Source organism: Rugamonas rubra (assembly GCF_900114705.1).
GTDB lineage: Bacteria > Pseudomonadota > Gammaproteobacteria > Burkholderiales > Burkholderiaceae_D > Rugamonas > Rugamonas rubra.
Window position 1 is genome coordinate 395,993 of sequence record NZ_FOTW01000005.1, and the last position, 17,071, is coordinate 413,063.

At 69.8% G+C, this 17,071-nt stretch carries 15 protein-coding genes; 8 read left to right on the plus strand and 7 right to left on the minus strand.

Annotated elements, in window-relative coordinates; genetic code table 11:
* Positions 1–20 precede the first annotated feature (20 nt).
* The gene (locus BM252_RS04320) at positions 21–626 is read right to left on the minus strand and encodes a hypothetical protein (RefSeq protein ID WP_093384083.1); all 606 of its coding nucleotides are present in this window, start codon (positions 624–626) and stop codon (positions 21–23) included.
* Here BM252_RS04320 and BM252_RS30855 point away from each other — a divergent pair.
* The 4 genes from BM252_RS30855 to BM252_RS04340 all read left to right on the plus strand — a co-directional run bounded on the left by BM252_RS30855 (position 625) and on the right by BM252_RS04340 (position 4,523).
* Complete coding sequence (locus BM252_RS30855) at positions 625–945, plus strand: hypothetical protein (protein ID WP_174900410.1); 321 nt, start codon at positions 625–627, stop codon at positions 943–945. The genes BM252_RS04320 and BM252_RS30855 overlap by 2 nt on opposite strands.
* 171 nt (positions 946–1,116) lie before the next feature.
* The gene (locus tag BM252_RS04330; protein WP_093384088.1) at positions 1,117–2,325 is read left to right on the plus strand and encodes a sensor histidine kinase; all 1,209 of its coding nucleotides are present in this window, start codon (positions 1,117–1,119) and stop codon (positions 2,323–2,325) included.
* Positions 2,313–3,089, plus strand: coding sequence for a LytR/AlgR family response regulator transcription factor (locus tag BM252_RS04335; RefSeq protein WP_093384091.1), 777 nt, complete (start codon positions 2,313–2,315; stop codon positions 3,087–3,089). The genes BM252_RS04330 and BM252_RS04335 overlap by 13 nt, the downstream gene beginning before the upstream one ends.
* 183 nt (positions 3,090–3,272) lie before the next feature.
* The gene (locus tag BM252_RS04340; RefSeq protein WP_093384093.1) at positions 3,273–4,523 is read left to right on the plus strand and encodes an acyltransferase family protein; all 1,251 of its coding nucleotides are present in this window, start codon (positions 3,273–3,275) and stop codon (positions 4,521–4,523) included.
* Here BM252_RS04340 and BM252_RS04345 read toward each other — a convergent pair.
* Entirely contained in the window at positions 4,520–5,446 is a 927-nt protein-coding gene (locus BM252_RS04345) for a sensor domain-containing diguanylate cyclase (protein WP_093384095.1), read from the minus strand. The genes BM252_RS04340 and BM252_RS04345 overlap by 4 nt on opposite strands.
* A gap of 129 nt (positions 5,447–5,575) precedes the next feature.
* Positions 5,576–8,044: a penicillin acylase family protein gene (locus tag BM252_RS04350; protein ID WP_093384097.1), complete on the minus strand. Its 2,469-nt coding sequence runs from the start codon at positions 8,042–8,044 to the stop codon at positions 5,576–5,578.
* A gap of 198 nt (positions 8,045–8,242) precedes the next feature.
* Here BM252_RS04350 and BM252_RS04355 point away from each other — a divergent pair, with 198 nt between their 5' ends.
* From BM252_RS04355 to BM252_RS04370, 4 genes are all read left to right on the plus strand, one after another.
* Positions 8,243–8,767, plus strand: a complete 525-nt coding sequence (locus tag BM252_RS04355) for a Uma2 family endonuclease (protein ID WP_093384099.1) — start codon at positions 8,243–8,245, stop codon at positions 8,765–8,767.
* Positions 8,768–8,865: 98 nt separating this feature from the next.
* Positions 8,866–9,369, plus strand: a complete 504-nt coding sequence (locus BM252_RS04360) for a GAF domain-containing protein (RefSeq protein WP_093384102.1) — start codon at positions 8,866–8,868, stop codon at positions 9,367–9,369.
* Positions 9,362–9,796 (plus strand): response regulator, encoded by a 435-nt coding sequence (locus BM252_RS04365; protein ID WP_245774079.1) that lies wholly within the window; start codon positions 9,362–9,364, stop codon positions 9,794–9,796. Before BM252_RS04360 ends, BM252_RS04365 begins: the two co-directional genes overlap by 8 nt.
* A gap of 161 nt (positions 9,797–9,957) precedes the next feature.
* Positions 9,958–12,306, plus strand: coding sequence for a putative bifunctional diguanylate cyclase/phosphodiesterase (locus tag BM252_RS04370; RefSeq protein ID WP_093384107.1), 2,349 nt, complete (start codon positions 9,958–9,960; stop codon positions 12,304–12,306).
* An 82-nt stretch (positions 12,307–12,388) separates the two neighbouring features.
* On the opposite strand, the gene BM252_RS04375 is transcribed toward BM252_RS04370, so the two are convergent.
* The 4 genes from BM252_RS04375 to BM252_RS04390 form a co-directional block, all read right to left on the minus strand.
* The gene (locus BM252_RS04375) at positions 12,389–13,327 is read right to left on the minus strand and encodes a LysR family transcriptional regulator (protein WP_093384111.1); all 939 of its coding nucleotides are present in this window, start codon (positions 13,325–13,327) and stop codon (positions 12,389–12,391) included.
* A 62-nt stretch (positions 13,328–13,389) separates the two neighbouring features.
* Positions 13,390–14,385, minus strand: a complete 996-nt coding sequence (yjfF, locus tag BM252_RS04380; RefSeq protein WP_245774080.1) for a galactofuranose ABC transporter, permease protein YjfF — start codon at positions 14,383–14,385, stop codon at positions 13,390–13,392.
* Positions 14,382–15,425 carry an ABC transporter permease gene (locus tag BM252_RS04385; RefSeq protein WP_093384113.1) on the minus strand — a complete coding sequence of 348 codons (1,044 nt, stop codon included), beginning with the start codon at positions 15,423–15,425 and terminating at the stop codon, positions 14,382–14,384. Before BM252_RS04385 ends, yjfF begins: the two co-directional genes overlap by 4 nt.
* A gap of 34 nt (positions 15,426–15,459) precedes the next feature.
* Positions 15,460–17,064, minus strand: coding sequence for a sugar ABC transporter ATP-binding protein (locus BM252_RS04390; protein WP_093384116.1), 1,605 nt, complete (start codon positions 17,062–17,064; stop codon positions 15,460–15,462).
* Positions 17,065–17,071 lie beyond the last annotated feature (7 nt).

The window sequence follows — 17,071 nt, forward strand, 5'->3', positions numbered from 1 at the left end:
GCGATGCCTGTCTCGCCTACTCAGCCAAGACAGGCCAGCGTTCTCAACTCGCCCAGCATGCTGACGTCTTCGCCATCGACAATTTGGCGTTTGATCTCCACGACAAGCGACTTCAGGAGGTCCGTTCTGGACATCGAGGCGTCGCTGACCAACCGGCTAAACTCATCGGCCAAATATGCCGACACCTTCATCGACAATCGCCTTTTCACCGTCCCCGTTTTCACCGCGAACGAAGGTTCTCGCGCACGCAGAACGGCCATGTCCAGTTCTCCGGACGCCAATTTATGCACATAAAACAGCAGCAACTTCTTTCGAAATTCCGCGGTGGAGTTTGGATCGATCGTAAAGCATGCCAAATCCAAAGCGTCGACGTATGGCGCCGGCAGCGCCGCCTCGATTGATTGGCTGGCGACACGGCGATCACGCTTAATCGCCGGCGTCGATTGTGCCGGAATGGCGACAACGGTCTCGCATTGGTCGCACACGCCCACCAAAATGTTTGACGCGATACCCTTGCCGTCTGAAAAGGGCACGTTGCGATACCTATACGTGCTGGCCACAACGCGTGCGCAGCTCTCGCAGATAGCTTGTCCTTTGTCGCCATCGGACAGGATTTGGATTCTCATGTTCGACTCACTGATGAACGCTGATAAACGTCGTGCGGGGATCCAGGAAATAAAACTTGATATACCAGCCCTGGACCTTGATGCAATGGACGACGACGCTCTTGACTTGATGATGCGGGCTTTCGGAGTGATCCCGTCCCGAGCTCTTCGCGATGAGGTCGGCGACTGCGGCACAGCTTATCTGCCCCATTGCCAGCAAGTTTTTGACGTCAATGCCATTGCGCGGTTCATGGTCGAAACTATTCGTCACAAGCGCCGCGAGCACTTTTTTCTTCGCCGTTGTGTAGCCCAAGTTGAGCCTCCCTTGATTATACGATGATTCTCGTAACTAGCAAGCAGCACCGCCTGCGGCCGTCCTACATTCGCTCATTCCATCTTGAATCGTCCCAGGCTATCAACAATTCAAGACTTGCAGGCCGGGAAAGATGCCGCCTTTGACAAGCACCTAGGAATCGGCAATCATCTTGCTTTCTTTTCAAGGCAAGCGGCCATGCTGAGCAGACGCGCCAAACTTGCCGCCGGCGCCGTCTGGGTGCTGTTCTGGCTGCTGTTGATCACCACCGAGGTGCAGGACTACCTGCGCCGGGGCCACCACCAAGTGTGGCAGCCGGTGCTGTGGTCGGCCTCCTCGGGCATCACCGCCACGCTGTTGACGCTGGCCCAGCGCCACTTCACGCGGCGCCACGACCACCTGCTGGCCACGCCGCTGCGCTGGTTCGGCCGCCAGTTCCTCTGGCTGCCGGTCTTCTGGATCGCCTTCGTGCCGCTCACCTTCGGCATGCGCCACGCCGTCTACGCGCTGGCCGGCGACACCTACCACCACGAGGCCTGGGCCGAGACCTTCCTGTACGAGAACATCAAGATCAGCGTCTTCTTCGGCACCGCCGCCGTGGTCTTGTTCGGCATCCTGTCCTACCACGCGCTGCTGCAGGAGCAGCTGCGCGCCGAGCGGGCCAAGGGCGCGCTGCGCCAGGCCCAGCTGCTGCGCCTGACCCAGCAGATGCAGCCGCACTTCCTGTTCAACGCCCTCAACACCATCTCTTCGCTGATGCACGAGGACGTCGAACGCGCCGACACCATGCTGATCCAACTGGCCGACGTGCTGCGCGCCACCTTGGAGCTCAGCGGCCGCCACGAGGCGCCGCTGGCCACCGAGCTGCGCCTGCTGCGCGCGTACGCCGGCCTGATGCGCGAACGCTTCAGTGACCGCGTCAGCATCGCCTGGCACATCGACGAGACGCTGCTGGCCTGCCCGGTGCCGGTGATGAGCCTGCAACCACTGTTGGAGAACATCTTCAAACACACCGTCGAGCGGCGCCGCCAGCCGGTGCGCATCAGCATCGCCGCCAGCCGCGAAGGCGGCCAGCTGGTGCTCAGGGTGGACGACGACGGCGGCACGCTGGCGCCCAACGCTGCTGCGGCGGCCGCGCTGGCGCCGGCCGGCGCCGCAACAACACCGTCGGCGGCGGCCGACGTCGCGGCGGCGCAGGCGACCGGGGCCGCGTCGTCGCCGGCCGGGGCGGCCGGCGGCGCCAGCCGCGCCGACGGCTGCGGCGCCGGCGGCGGCGGCGGTGGCATCGGCCTGGCCAACCTGCGCGAGCGCCTGCTTGAGCTGCACGGTGAGCGTGCCGGCCTGACGCTGAGCGCCCTGGCGCCGTCCGGCGTGCGCGCCGAACTGAGGCTGCCATGCGCCTGCTGATCGTCGACGACGAGCGGCCGGCGCGCGACCGTCTGCGCCGCATGCTGGCGCTGCACCCCGAGGTCGAACTGGTCGGCGAGGCGCGCGACGCCGTCGAGGCGCTCGAACTGGTCGCCCGCCTCGCCCCCGACGCCCTGCTGCTCGACATCCAGATGCCCGAGGTGAGCGGCCTGGAGCTGGCCGCCTCGCTGCCGGCGCCGGCACCGCTGGTGGTCTTCGTCACCGCCTACGACCAGTACGCCATCCCCGCCTTCGACGCCAACGCCGTCGACTACCTGCTCAAGCCCTACGACCAGGAGCGCCTGCGGCGCGCCCTGCAGCGGCTGCGCGGGCGCCTGGCGTTGCCGCCCGCCCCGCCCGCCGCTGCGGCCGCGGCCCTGGCCGCGCTGGCCGGCCAGCCGCTGCGCCAGCTGCTGGTGAGCGAGCGCGGCGCCACCCGCGTCGTGCCGGTCGACGACATCAGCTGGCTGGAAAGCGCCGACAACTACGTCGTCCTGCACACCGCCAGCGGCCGACCGCTGCTGCGCCAGACCCTGGCCGGCCTGGTCGAGCGGCTCGGCGAGCGCTTCGTGCGCTGCCACCGCCGCGCCGCCGTGCGGCTCGACCGCATCGCCAGCGTCCAACCGCTCGACAAGGGCGACGCCGAGCTGCTGCTGCGCGACGGCGCCCGCGTGCCCTGCAGCCGCCAGTACCGCGCCGACGTCATCGCCCGCCTGCAGGCCCGGCCGCCGGCAGGGCCGGGAAATGAAGGGGCCAGCGGCTAAAACACCACCCAAAGGCGGAGAGCTGGGGACGGACCCCTCGGGGTCCGTCCCCAGGTTGCGCCGTTGGGTCTTCTTGGACCGCGCCGGCCCGCCCCGCCGCCGACCCGTTTCGCCACATAGCGCTGGAATGCCCGGCCGCGCCGCCTTACGCTGGCCGCTTCCCCCATTCCGATGGAGCCGCCCATGCATCCCCTGCCCCCCGCCCCCGGCCAGCGCCAGTACTTCCTCGACTGGATACGCATCTGCGCCTTCTTCGTGCTGATCCTCTACCACACCGGCATGTACTACGTGACCTGGGGCTGGCACGTCAAGAGCCCGCACGCCAGCGACACGCTGGAGCCGTACATGATGTTGTCCGGCCCCTGGCGCCTGGCGTTGCTGTTCCTGGTCTCCGGCGTCGCCTCCGCCTACCTGCTGAAAAAGCTCGGCGCCGGCGCCTTCGTGCGCCAGCGCAGCGTGCGCCTGCTGCCGCCGCTGCTGTTCGGCATGCTGGTGATCGTGCCGCCGCAGTCCTACTTCGAGGTGGTGGAAAAGCTGTCCTACCAGGGCGGCTACGCCGAGTTCATGCGGCTCTACCTCGGCGGCCACCAGGGTTTTTGCAAGGACGGCGAATGCCTCAAACTCCCCACCTGGAACCATCTGTGGTTCGTCGCCTACCTGTGGGTCTACACGCTGCTGCTGGCCGCCCTCGCCAAGCCGACCCCGGCCGCGCTGCAGGAGCGCGCCGGCGCCGCGCTGGCCCGTCTGCTCGGCGGCTGGCGCATCATCGCGCTGCCCGCCGCCGTGCTGGCCGCCGCCCGCTTCGCCCTGGCCGACGGCTACCCGGCGAGCCACGCCCTGGTCGACGACTGGTACAACCACGCCGTCTACTTCCCGCTGTTCCTGCTCGGCGCCGCGCTGGCGACGCGGCGCGATTTCTGGGCCGGCCTCGAGCGGGCGCGCTGGCCGGCGCTCGCCCTGGCCCTGGGCGGCTGGGCCGCGCTGATGATCTACTACGCCATCCCCGAGGCGCTGGCCGCCAGCGCGCAGGTGCAGGCCTGGCGCCCGGTCCTGCGCGCCGTCTACGCGCTGATGCAGTGGAGCGCCATCGCCGCCGTCTGCGGCTTCGGCCACCGCCACCTGCAATTCGACAGCCCGGCGCGGCGCTACCTGACGCAGGCCGTGTTCCCGGTCTACATCGTGCACCAGACGCTGATCGTCGCCATGGCCCATGCCCTCAAGCCGGTGCGCCTGCCGCCGCTGCTGGAAGGCCTGATCCTGGTGCTGCTGACGCTGGCCATCAGCTTCGCGGTGGTCGAGCTGGTGCGCCGCGTCGCCCTGCTGCGGCCCCTGTTCGGCCTGGCGCTGCGCGCCGACGCGGCCACCGGCGCCAAGCCAAGCGCCGCGCCGGACGGCTGGAGCGGCGGCGCCCGCGGCGCCCGCGCCGGCACCTAGCCGCCCTGCTGCTTGCGCTGGCGCTTGGCCAAGTACATCTGCGCGTCGGCCTGCTCGAAGGCCTGTTGCAGGCTCAGGTCGGCGCGCCGCGCCGCCGTGCCGGTCGAGGCCTTGACGCCGCCCGCCGCCAGCTTGTCGCGCAGCCGCGCCAACAGCTGGCTGGCGTCGTCGCACTCGATGCTCAGCACGGCGAACTCGTCGCCGCCCAGCCGCGCCGCCACGTCGGTGGCGCGGATCACCTGGCGCAGCGCCTCGCCGGTGCGCATCAGCAGCAGGTCGCCGGCGGCGTGGCCCTCGCGGTCGTTGGTCAGTTTCAGCTCGTCGAGGTCGATCGAGATCACGCAGGCCGGATGGCCGTAGCGCAGGCAGCGCTCCTCCTCGCGCCGCAGCAGCAGGTCCCAGCCGCGCCGGTTGTACAGGCCGGTCAGGCTGTCGCGGGTGGCCTCGGCCTCGGCCCGCTCGGCGCGGCGGACCGCCTCGGCCGCCTGCAGCTCGGTCGCCAGCAGCGCCGACAACACGCCGGCCATCAGTTCGAGCAGCGCCAGCTCCTGCGCGATCGCCTCCGGCTGCGGCTGCGGGTCGAAGGCGCACAGGGTGCCGAACAGGCTGCCGTCGGCGCGCGTCAGCGGCACGCCGATGTAGGCGCCGATCTTCACCAGCTGGGCGATCGGCGCCGCCTGGTACACCGCCACCCGGCCGCAGTCGGGCGCGATGCGCGGCCCCAGGCCGCGCATCATGCGCGAGCAGAACGAGTCGCTCCAGCGCAACACCTGGCCGGCGCGCACGCCGTAGCCGTGGTCCTCGGCGTGCAGCACGATCCAGTCCTCGCCCTCGGCGCGGGTGACCATCCACAATTGAAAGCCGAAGCGCTCCCGCAAAAACCTCATCGTCTGCCGCGACGCGCTGGCAAAATCCTTGATCATGCCGTCCTCTTTCGGTAAACCGGCCCGTAGCGCCCGGCCGGCGGTGAGTCGATGATACCCCCAATCCCGGCCGCCGCCGCAAACGGCGCGGGGCCGGCGGGGCTAGCGGGGTTGACGGGGTTGGCGGGGCTAGCGCGTCAAGGTCAAGGTGTGCGCGGCGGCGCCGGGCAGCAGCGGCAGCGCGCGGCCGGCCACCCAGTCGGCGTGGCCGGCCAGGAAGTACGGCGAGAGCGGGTGGCCGCTCTGCCCGCCCGGCATGCTGAACAGGCCCTGCTCCTCGCGCCCCGGCGCCACCGTCAGGCGCTCGGACTGGCCGAAGGCCGGCCCGGCCACGCGCGGCATGTGGCTGTCGCCGGCCAGCATGTCGGGCGGCACGGCCAGCCAGCGCAGCTGCGCCGGCAGCAGGCTGCTGAAGGGATGGGCGCTGCTGGCGCGGTTGCGCTCGCCCCAGCTGGCCTCGGCCAGCGGCCGGCCGTCCTGGCCCAGCCGGGCGATGACGCGGTCCAGCGCGGCCAGTTGCAGCTGCTGCCAGCTGGCGTAGGCCGGCGGCAGCCAGCCGGCCGGCCGCTCGTCGAGCAGGCGCGCCAGCAGCACCGGCCAGCGCCGGCTCGCCGCGCCCATGTTGGCCTTGGGGTCGAGCCGGGCCAGCTCGGCGTTGGCGCCCTCGAAGACGATGTCGTACAGCGCGAACAGGTAGTCGCGGGCGATGCGGTAGCCCACCGAGTCGACGCTGGCGCGCCCGCTCCAGCTGCTGTTGAGCAGGCGCAGCGCCTCGGCCCGCTGCGGCTTGCCGGCCACGGCGGCCGCGTCCAGCGCGGCCACGGCGCGTTCGCGCCAGCCGGCCATGAACAGGGCGCGGTCGTCCAGGCCGACCGCGTAGACCCCGGCCGCGTCGGCGCGCGGCCCCAGCGCGGACAGGTCGTCGCGCACCTGGCGCGCCCGCGCGCCCAGGTCGAAGCCGCCGTCGCCCAGCAGCGCCGCGCCGGCGCCGGCCAGCTGGCGGCTGTTGGCGGTGTACAGCTGGCCGCCGGCCGGGTTGACCACGCGCGGATACTCGGCCGGCGCCAGCCAGCCGCGCCACTCGCCGGCCGGCTCGTCGAGCGCCAGCGGGAAGCCGGCCCGGCCGGCGTCGCCGGCGCGGCGCGGCAGCGGCCCGGCGATGGTCCAGCCGATGTTGCCCTCGGCGTCGCCGGCGACCAGGTTCTGCGCCGGGATGCCCAGCGTCGGCGCCAGCGCCAGCGCCTGCTCCAGCGTGTCGACCAGCTCGAGCCGGCGCGCGTTCAGGTTGGCCGCCTGCGGCGCGTGCGCGCTCCATTGGATCGCGTAGGTCTGGCCGAGCGCCTCGCGCAGCGGGCCGAGCGAGGTTTCGCGCACCGCCAGCGTTTGCGCCGGCGCGCCCTTGACCAGGATGGTCTCCTGCCACGTGCGCGGGGTCTCCCAGCCGGCGCGGGTGCGCAGCTGGCCGGGCCGCGCCGCCTCGCCCTCCAGGGCGATCAGGTCGAGGTGGTCGGCGTAGCTGTTGGTGTAGCCCCAGGCGACGTGGCCGTTGCTGCCCACCACCACCACCGGCGCGCCCGGCAGCGTCACGCCGACCACGCGGCGCGGCCGGCCCTGCGCATCGGGGAACTGCAGCGCGGCGCGGTACCAGGTGTTGGGCAGCTGTATGCCAAGGTGCATGTCGTCGGCGACCAGCGCGGCGCCGTCGCGCGTGCGGCTGCCGGCCAGCGCCCAGTTGTTGCTGCCGACCGCGTCGACGAAGTCGGCCGAGGCCAGCGTCGGCGCCGCCGCCTGCGCCAGCCTGGCCGCGCCGACGCCACCGGCCGGCGCCGCCGGCAGCGGCCGGCCCCACCAGGCCGGCGCGCGCGCCGGAATGGTGGCAGACTCGGCGGCCAATTCGGCGGCCGACTCGGCGCCGGCCGGCGCGGCGGCGTCCAGCGGCACGTCCCACAGGCTGCCGTGCGGCGTCAGGAAATCGCGCTGCGCCGCGTCGCTGTTTTGCGCCAGCCAGCCGCGCGCCAGCTCGCGCCCCTCCTGCGCGCCCTGCAGGTCGAAGTACATGGCCCAGATCACCAGCAGCGAGTCGGCCATCGCCCAGGGGCGCGGCGCGGCGCCGCTCAGCGCGTATTCGAAGGGCCGCGCGGCCAGGCCCTGCAGGCCGGCGTTGACGCCGTCGACGTAGCGCCGCAGCAGCAGCTTGTCGGCCGCCGGCATGGTCGCCAGCGCCGCCTCGGCGCGGGCGCGGAAGCGGTGCAGGCGGTGGCTCTTGTCGGCGGCGAGGGCGCGCTCGCCGAACAGCTCGGCCAGCTCGCCGGCCGCCACCCGGCGCAGCAGATCCATCTGGAAGTAGCGCTCCTGGGCGTGCACAAAACCTGTAGCGTAGGCCACGTCGTTGCGGCTGGCGCCGCTGATCAAAGGCACGCCCAGCGCGTCGCGGGCGATGCTGACGCTGCCGTCCAGGCCGGCCACGCGGCGCGTGCCGTCGAGCTGGGCCAGGCTGGCGCGCAGGAACAACCACGCGCCCAGCGCCGCCAACACCACCAGCACCAACAAGCCCAGCGCGGCGCGCCTGGACCATCTTCCGATTCGACTAGCTTGCATGCAACTCCCGTTGGACATAGATTCGATGGGCCGGCGCCGAACGCCCCTCCCCGCGCGGCAATATTGCCAGAAAAATTGCCCCATCGGCAAGAATTGATCTACCTCACAGCCACAGGGCACCGTCAAGAGTGTGGCGCCGGCGTCGCGCCGCCGCACGCTATACTGGCATCTGCTTGCTGCATTTTTGAGAGGCCCGCCATGCATACCAGCATTGAAAAATCTGAACCCCTGAGCCCGGCCGCTCTGTCCGCATTGTGGGAGGAGCTGGGCGAGGATCCGAACAGCCCCGATTTCTATGAACTATCCGAGTACGGAGAGGTCATCGTGAGCCCATTGCCCCACAACCGGCACCAGTCCGTCGTCGCCTGGGTCCAGCAACAACTGCGCGAACAACTTGGCGGCCAAGCCTACCCCAACCTGGCCATCAGCACCCGCGCCGGCGTGCGCGTGCCCGACGTCGCCTGGCTGCCCGAGGAACGCTGGGCCGAGGCGCTGAACACCCGAACCATGTCCAGCTGCCCGCCGCTGGTGGTCGAGGTGCTGTCGCCGGGCAACCGCCACAAGGCGATCGGCGTCAAGATCGGCGCCTACCTGGCCGCCGGCGCCACCGAGGTGGTGCTGGTCGACATGAACGGCGCCGTCTACTACCACCGCCGGGACGGCGAGTTCGCCGAGTCCAGCCTGAAGCTGCGGCTGGAACCGCCCGCCAAGCTGTTTCGCTGAGCGCGCCGGCAAAACCACCGCGGCCGGCGCCGCTTCTGCTACAGTGTTTGCCAACGCCACCCTCGCCGGCACCGCCCGCCGCCCGCCGCCTCCCTGTCATGCTCGCCGCCCCCATCCCCGCCAACGACGCCGAACGCCTGGCCGCCCTGCACCGCCTGCTGATCCTCGACACGCCGCCGCAACAGCGCTTCGACAAGGTGGTGCAGTTCGCCGCCGCCGAGTTCGACATGCCCATCGCCACCATCAGCCTGGTCGACCAGAACCGCCAATGGTTCATGGCCCGCGTCGGCATGCCGGTGTGCGAGACGGCGCGCGACATCTCCTTCTGCGGCCACGCCATCGCCGGGTCCGACGTGCTGCTGATCCCCGACGCCCTGGCCGACGCCCGCTTCGCCGACAACCCGCTGGTCGGCGGCCCGCCCCATGTGCGCTTCTACGCCGGCGCGCCGCTGACCCTCCCCTGCGGCAACACCGTCGGCACCCTGTGCGTGATGGACAGCCAACCGCGCCAGTTCGGCGCCATCGACCTGGCCATCCTGCGCAGCCTGCGCGACCTGCTGGTGCAGGAACTGGGCCGGCCGGCCGGGGCCGGGCATGTCTGAGCGCCCGCCCGAGCGACCACACGCCGGCGCGCAGATGCTGCTGGTCGAGCCGGAGGCGCTGCTGCGCCAGACCGTCGCGCTGACCGCCCGCTCGCTCGGCATGGGCACCATCCACGAGGCCGCCAGCGGCGCCGTCGCCCGCCGCCTGCTGCAGGCCCACGCCTTCGACGGCGCCGTCTTCGCCATCGACTGCGCCGACGGCGCGGCCGACTGCTTCGACCTGAGCCTGCTCGACCAGGTGCGCGGCGGCCAGTCCGCCAGCGCGCCCGACATCCCCATCGCCATCATGGTCGAACACGCCACCTGCGCCCTGCTCAAACAGTTGCAAACCCGACAAGTCCACCGCCTGATCCTCAAGCCCTTCCGCGCCCGCGTGCTGCTCGACACCTTCGCCTCCTTCGCCGCCGCCCCGCCGCGCGGCCGATAAGCTTGTCAGTCATACCATTTGCCTAGTCACTTGTCATTTGCAATCCTCATTTAGACTAGGTAGTTTCCGCTGCATTGGCCGCATTTTGATCTAAATCAAGTTTTTTATTGTTCTATGTCATTATGCTTGACGGCAACTATAGAACACCCAGGAAGTCGGCCATGAAAGACCTGCCCAGCCCTCCCCCGGAAGGGCCCGCTGCGCACCCACCCGCGTCACCGCCTAGCAACGCCGCCAACGCCCGCGGCAACACCTGCGACGCCACGCACGCCAACCATCCGGCGTCCTGCGCGGCGTCCTGCGCCGCGCCGCAACTGGCCCACTGCGAACTGCTCGACCAGCCGGCGGCGGCCGCGCCGGCCGCCCGGCCGCAATGCGACGGCGGCGCCGGCATCACCATCGACGGTTGCCAGCCCTTCGCCTGCGCCGTGCTCGACGGCCTACCCGAACAGATCGCCGTGCTCGACCAACAGGGCCGCATCGTCTCCGTCAACGCCGCCTGGCGCCGCTTCGCCGACGACAACGCCGCGCTGAGCACCCCCATCCCCGGCCACGCCGCGCTGGGCAGCAACTACCTGAGCGGCTGCGACGCCGGTCTGGCCGGCGCCACCACCGGCGCCGCCGACGCCTGCGCCGGCATCCGCGCCGTGCTCGACGGCAAACTGCCGTCCTTCAGCATGGAATACCCCTGCCACACGGCGCACCAGCAACGCTGGTACAGCATGACCGCCACGCCGCTCGAATACGACTGGCGCGGCGCCGTCGTCACCCACCGCGACATCACCGAGCGGCGCCAGAGCGAGGCCAACCTGCGCATCGCCGCCATCGCCTTCGAGTCGCCCGAGGGCATGATGGTGACCGACGCCCGCGGCCACATCCTGCAGGTCAACAAAGCCTTCTGCACGATCACCGGCTATAGCCGCAGCGAGATCATCGGCCAGTCGCCCAAGGTGCTCAACTCGGGCCGCCACGACGCCGCCTTCTACACCGACATGTGGGACGCCATCCGCCGCCACGGCAGCTGGGAGGGCGAGATCTGGAACCGCCGCAAGAACGGCGAGGTGTATCCCGAGCGCCTCAACATCACCGCCGTCAAGGAGCGCGACGGCAGCGTCACCAACTACGTCGCCTCGCTGACCGACATCACCCTGAGCAAGGCGGCCAGCGACGAGATCAAGAACCTCGCCTTCTACGACCCGCTGACCCGGCTGCCCAACCGCCGCCTGCTGCTCGACCGCCTGCGCCAGGTGCTGGCCAGCACCGCCGCCACCGGCAAGTACAGCGCGCTGATGTTCCTCGACCTGGACAACTTCAAGACCCTCAACGACACGCTCGGCCACAACATCGGCGACCAGCTGCTGCAGCAGGTCGCCAAACGGCTGCACGACTGCCTGCGCCACGGCGACACCGTGGCGCGCCTGGGCGGCGACGAGTTCGTCGTGCTGGCCGAGGGCATGAGCGACCACGCCGTCGGCGCCGCCGCCCACACCGAAACGCTGGGCAACAAGATCCTCGCCTCGCTGAACCTGCCCTACCAGCTCGGCGCGCACACCGTGCGCAGCAGCCCGAGCATCGGCGCGACGCTGTTCCACAACCACGAGCAGGCGCCCGACGAGCTGCTGATGCAGGCCGACATCGCCATGTACCAGGCCAAGAAGGCCGGCCGCAACGCGCTACGCTTCTTCGACCAGAAGATGCAGGACGCCATCAGCGCCCGCGCCGCGCTCGAGAGCGAGCTGCGCGGCGCCTTCGAGCAGCAGCAGTTCGAGCTGTACTACCAGATCCAGGTCGACTCCGAGCAGCGCCCCACCGGCGCCGAGGCGCTGCTGCGCTGGATCCAGCCGGACGGCAGCTTCATCTCGCCGGCCAAGTTCATCCCGCTGGCCGAGGAGACCGGCATGATCCTGCCGATCGGCAAATGGGTGATCGAAACGGCCTGCGCCCAGTTGCAGCTGTGGTCGCAGGACCCGCGCACCAGCAAGCTGTCGCTGGCCGTCAACGTCAGCGCGCGCCAGTTCCGCCAGGCCGACTTCGGCGCCCAGGTGTACGCCGCCGTGCAGCGCCACGAGATCAACCCTTCCCTGCTCAAGCTCGAGCTGACCGAGGGCATCCTGTTGGAGAACATCAGCGACACGGTGGCCAGCATGACCGAGCTGAAGGCCATCGGCGTGCGCATCTCGCTCGACGACTTCGGCACCGGCTACTCCTCGCTGCAGTACCTCAAGCAGCTGCCGCTCGACCAGTTGAAGATCGACCAGTCCTTCGTGCGCGACCTGGCCAGCGACAACAGCGACCAAGCCATCGTGCGCACCATCACGGCGATGGCGCACAGCCTGAACCTCGACGTCATCGCCGAGGGCGTCGAAAGCGCCGACCAGCGCCAGCAGCTGGCCCACGTCGGCTGCCTGCACTACCAGGGCTATTTGTTCGGCCGCCCGCTGCCGCTGGCGCAGTTCGAAACCTTGTGGCACGAGTACGCCGACCAGGCGCCGCAATTGCTCGCCGGCTGACGCCGCGCGAAACCCCGGGGTCAGTGCCGACATTCGGACACGAGCTGAACCGGGACAAGGCCGACCAGCGGCCTACCGCCAACTAATAGATTTCCTGCGCCACCCGGCGCACCGTCTGTAACAGCAGCTGGGCGCCGGGCGAGAGCAGGTGGCCGTCGACGGTGATGATGCCGAAGGCGTCCATGCGGCAGGGCAGCTCGATCGGCAGGATGCTCAGCACATTGAGCGAGGCGTAGTAGCGCGCCACCGCGATAGGCATCACGTTCAGCGCGTCGGTCTGCTGCAGCAGCGCCGTCACCAGCAGCACGGCGGTGGTGTCGATGATGTTGACCGGCACCGCCAACCCGGCGCGGCGGAACATCAGCTCGAAGCGCGAGCGCAGGATGCTGCCCGGCGGCGGCAGCACCCAGGGCTGGGCGGCAAGTTCCTCCAGCCGCAAATCGGCCGAGGCCAGCAGCGGATGGCCGACCCGCACCACGGCGCAGGCAGGCTCGTCGGTCAGCTCCTCGTAGCCCAGCCCGGCGGCGCCGTCGCGCTCGGGGATGCGGCCGATCATGAAGTCGAGCCGGCCACGGCGCAGCTGCTCCAGCAGGATGTTGCTCTGCTCCATCTGCACGCCGATGCGCAGGCGCGGCGCGGTCTGCTTGACCTGCGACAAGGCGCGCGGCAGCAGCGCCATGCCCGGCGTCATGATGGTGCCGATCTCGACCTGCCCGGCCAGGCCGGACTTGATGGCGACGATGTCGTCGTGCGCCAGCGACAGGCTGGTCAGCGCCATGCGGGCGTGGCGTATCATCGTCTCGCCGTAGATGGTCGGCTCCATGCCGCGCGGCAGGCGCTCGAACAACTGCACGTCGAGCATCTCCTCCAAGTCCTTGAGCTGCTTGGACGCGGCCGGCTGCGTCATGTGCAACTCCTCGGCGGCGCGGTGGATGTTGCGTTGCTCGTCGAGCGCGATCAACAACAGCAGTTGCCGCGTCTTCAGGCGGGCGCGTAAAAACCAGTTCGGGTTGGTATCCATGGGAGAAATGATATCATAATCTGTATTGATTCTATCCATATTCGATTAATTTCGATATCACCCTACGCGGCGGCGCGCCCCATCAAGCGCTGCACCACGCAGAACACGAACAGCAGCCCGCCGATGACGATCTTGGTCCACCACGAACTGAGCGTGCCATCGAAGGCGATCAAGGTCTGTATCGTGCCCAGCACCAGCACGCCGGACAAGGCCCCCGCCACATAGCCGTAGCCGCCGCTGAGCAAGGTGCCGCCGATCACCACCGCCGCGATGGCGTCCAGCTCCGCGCCCTGCGCGTGCAGGCCGTAGCCGGACAGCATGTAGAACGAGAACAGCACCCCGCCCAGCGCCGCGCAGCCGCCGCTGAAGGCGTACACCAGCACCTTGCTGCGGCCGACGGCCAGGCCCATCATCAGCGCCGACTGCTCGTTGCCGCCCACCGCGTACAGCGCCCGGCCGAACGGCGTGTAGTGGCCCATGTAGATGGCCAGCGCCAGCGTCAGCAGCGCGATCAGCACGCCCGGCGAGACGAAGCCGCCCGGCACCGCCAACTGGGTCTGCGACATCGCCACGAACAGCGGATCGGTGATGGTGATCGAGCTGACGCTGATCAGGTAGCACAGGCCGCGCGCCAGGAACATGCCGGCCAGCGTGACGATGAAGGGCTGCAGCTTGAAGTAGTGGATCAGCGCGCCCATCGCCGCGCCGAAACCGGCGCCGAGCAGCAGCACCACCGCGATCACCAGCAGCGGCGGCAGATGCCACACCTGCAGCAGCCAGGCCGCCACCATCGTGCTCAGCGCCAGCACCGAGCCGACCGACAGGTCGATGCCGCCGGACAGAATCACAAAGCTGATGCCGACCGCGATCACCAGCAAAAAGGCGTTGTCGATCAACAGGTTGAACAGCACCTGCAAGGACAGGAAGCCCGGATAGGAGGCGCCGCCGGCCGCCAACAGCACCGCCAGCAGCGCCACCGTCACCAGCGAGGTAAAGTAGGGAGAGGCGAGCAGCGCGCGCCAACGGACTTGGATCGGGTTCATGCGCATCGTGTTCATACTGTGCCACCTTGTTTGCTGTGCAGCGCCCGCGCCCGCAGGCGGCCCCACATGGTCTTGAATTCGGCCGACTGCGACAGGCAGACCAGGAACACCACCGCCGACTTGACCACCATGTTGACCTCCGGCGCCAGGCCGAGCGAGTAGATGGTGTAGGTCAGCGTTTGGATGATCAACGCGCCGACGACGCTGCCGACCAGGCTGAATTTGCCGCCGCCCAGCGAAGTACCGCCCAGGGTCACGGCGAGGATGGCGTCGAGTTCGAGCAGCAGGCCGGCGTTGTTGGCGTCGGCGCTTTTGATGTTCGCGCTGATCATCAAGCCGGCCAGGCCGGCGCAGGCGCTGCAGAACACATACACCAGGAAGATCAGCACGGCGGTGCGCACGCCGGCCAGCCGCGCCGCCACCGGATTGATGCCGACCGTCTGGATGAACAAGCCCAGCGCGGTGCGCCGCATCAGCAGCGCGGTGGCCAGGAACACGGCGCCGACGATGTACAGCGCGAACGGCAGGCCGAGCAGGTAGCCGCCGCCGATGAAGAAGTAAGGCTGGTAGTAGACGGTGACGATCTGCCCGTCCGTCATCAGCTGGGCCAGGCCGCGCCCGGCCACCATCAATATCAGCGTGGCGACGATGGGCTGCAAGCCCAGGCCGGCAACCAGCAGGCCGTTCCAGGCGCCGCATAGCAGGGCCGCGCCGAGCGCGGCGGCCAGCGCCCAGGCCATCGGCACGCGGCTGACGTATTCCGGCACGCCGTGGTTGATCACCATGCCGCCGCCGACCAGCATCGCCGCCACCGTGCCGGAAATGGCCACCACGGCGCCGACCGAGATGTCGATGCCGCGTGTGGCGATCACCAAGGTCATGCCGAGCGCCGCCAGCATCAGCGGCGCGGCGCGGTTGACGATGTCGATCAGGCTGCCGTACAGGTGGCCGTCCTTCACCTCCAGATGGAAGAAGCCGGGAATCAGCAGCAGGTCGACCAGCAACAGCAGGGCCAGCGCGGCCAGCGGCCGGAACAGCGGGTGGCGCACGAACATGGGCAGGCCGATGGTTGGGGTGAATGGAATGGTCCTAAGCACAGCTCTCTCCCGCCGCGATCACCTGCAGCACCGAATGTTCGTCCAGCTCGCCGCGAGCAAACTCGCCGCAGGCCTTGCGGTCGCGCAGCACCAGCATGCGGTCGCTACAGCGCAGCACCTCGCTCAGCTCCGACGAAATGAACAGAATGGCCATGCCCTTGCGGCACAGCGCGGCCACGTAGTCCATGATCTCCTGCTTGGCGCGCACGTCGATGCCACGGGTCGGCTCGTCGAGGATCAACATCCTCGGCGCCGTGGCCAGCCAGCGCGCCAGCAGCACCTTCTGCTGGTTGCCGCCGGATAGGCTGCCGATCGGCGTCTCGACGCTGGCCGTCTTGATGCCCAGCGCACGCACATACTCCTCGGCCAGCGCCTGCTGGTGGCGCATCGGAATGGCGCGCAGCAGGCCGCCGCGCGCCTGCAGCGCCAGGATGATGTTCTCGCGCACCGACAGCTCCAGCACCGCGCCCTCGTGCTTGCGGTCCTCCGAGCAGAAGCCGATGCCGGCGGCGATGGCGTCGCGTGGCGAGGCGATGGCGCGCGGCTTGCCGTCGATGGCGATGGCGCCGCTGTCGGCCTTGTCGGCGCCGAACAGCAGCCGCGCCGCCTCGGTGCGGCCGGAGCCGAGCAGGCCGCACAGGCCGAGCAGCTCGCCGGGGTGAATATCCAGGTCGAGCGGCGCCAGCGCGCCCTTGCGGCCCAGGCCGCGCGCCAGCAGAAAGGCCGGCTGGCGCGCCGGCGCGTGCGCATGCGCCCGCGCCAGCAGACCGACGTCGAGCGCCGCGTCCAACTCCGCGCCCGGCCGCGCCTCGTCGGCGCCGTGGTGGTCCGGCGCGCCGACCATCTTGTTGACCAGCGCCAGCCGCGACAGCTCGGCGCAGGCGTACTCCCCTTCCCGCTCGCCGTTGCGCATCACCGTGATGCGGTCGGAGATGGCGTAGGTCTGCTCAAGGAAGTGGGTGACGAAGAGGATCGCCATGCCGTCGGCGCGCAACTGGCGCAGCACGCCGAACAGCAACGCCACCTCGCTCTCGTCCAGGCTGGAGGTCGGCTCGTCGAGGATCAGCACGCGCGCCCGCACGTTGAGGGCGCGCGAGATCGCCACCATCTGCTGGATCGCCAGCGGATAGCGCGCCAGCGGCGCCGCCACGTCGATGCGGATGCCCATGCGCTCCAGCAGCGCGGCGGCCTGCGAGCGCATGGCCTGCCAGTCGATGCGGCCGAAGCGGCGCGGATAACGGCCGATGAAGATGTTCTCCGCCACCGACAGATTGGGGCACAGGTTGACCTCCTGGTAGACCGTGCTGATGCCCAGCCGCTGGGCCTCCAGCGTGGAAGCCGGCCGGATCACCGCGCCGTCGAGCAGGATCTGGCCCCGGTCCGGCGTGTAGACGCCGGTCAGCACCTTGATCAGCGTCGACTTGCCGGCGCCATTCTGCCCCATCAAGGTGTGCACCTCGCCGGGGAACAGGCGCAGGCCGACGTCGCTGAGCGCCTTCACGCCGGGGAACTGCTTGCAAATGCCGCGCAGCTCCAGCACCGGCGCGGCTTGCGGCGCGCGCGGTGTGGAACCAGCGGCGTGCGCTGGAATACTCATGATGGTG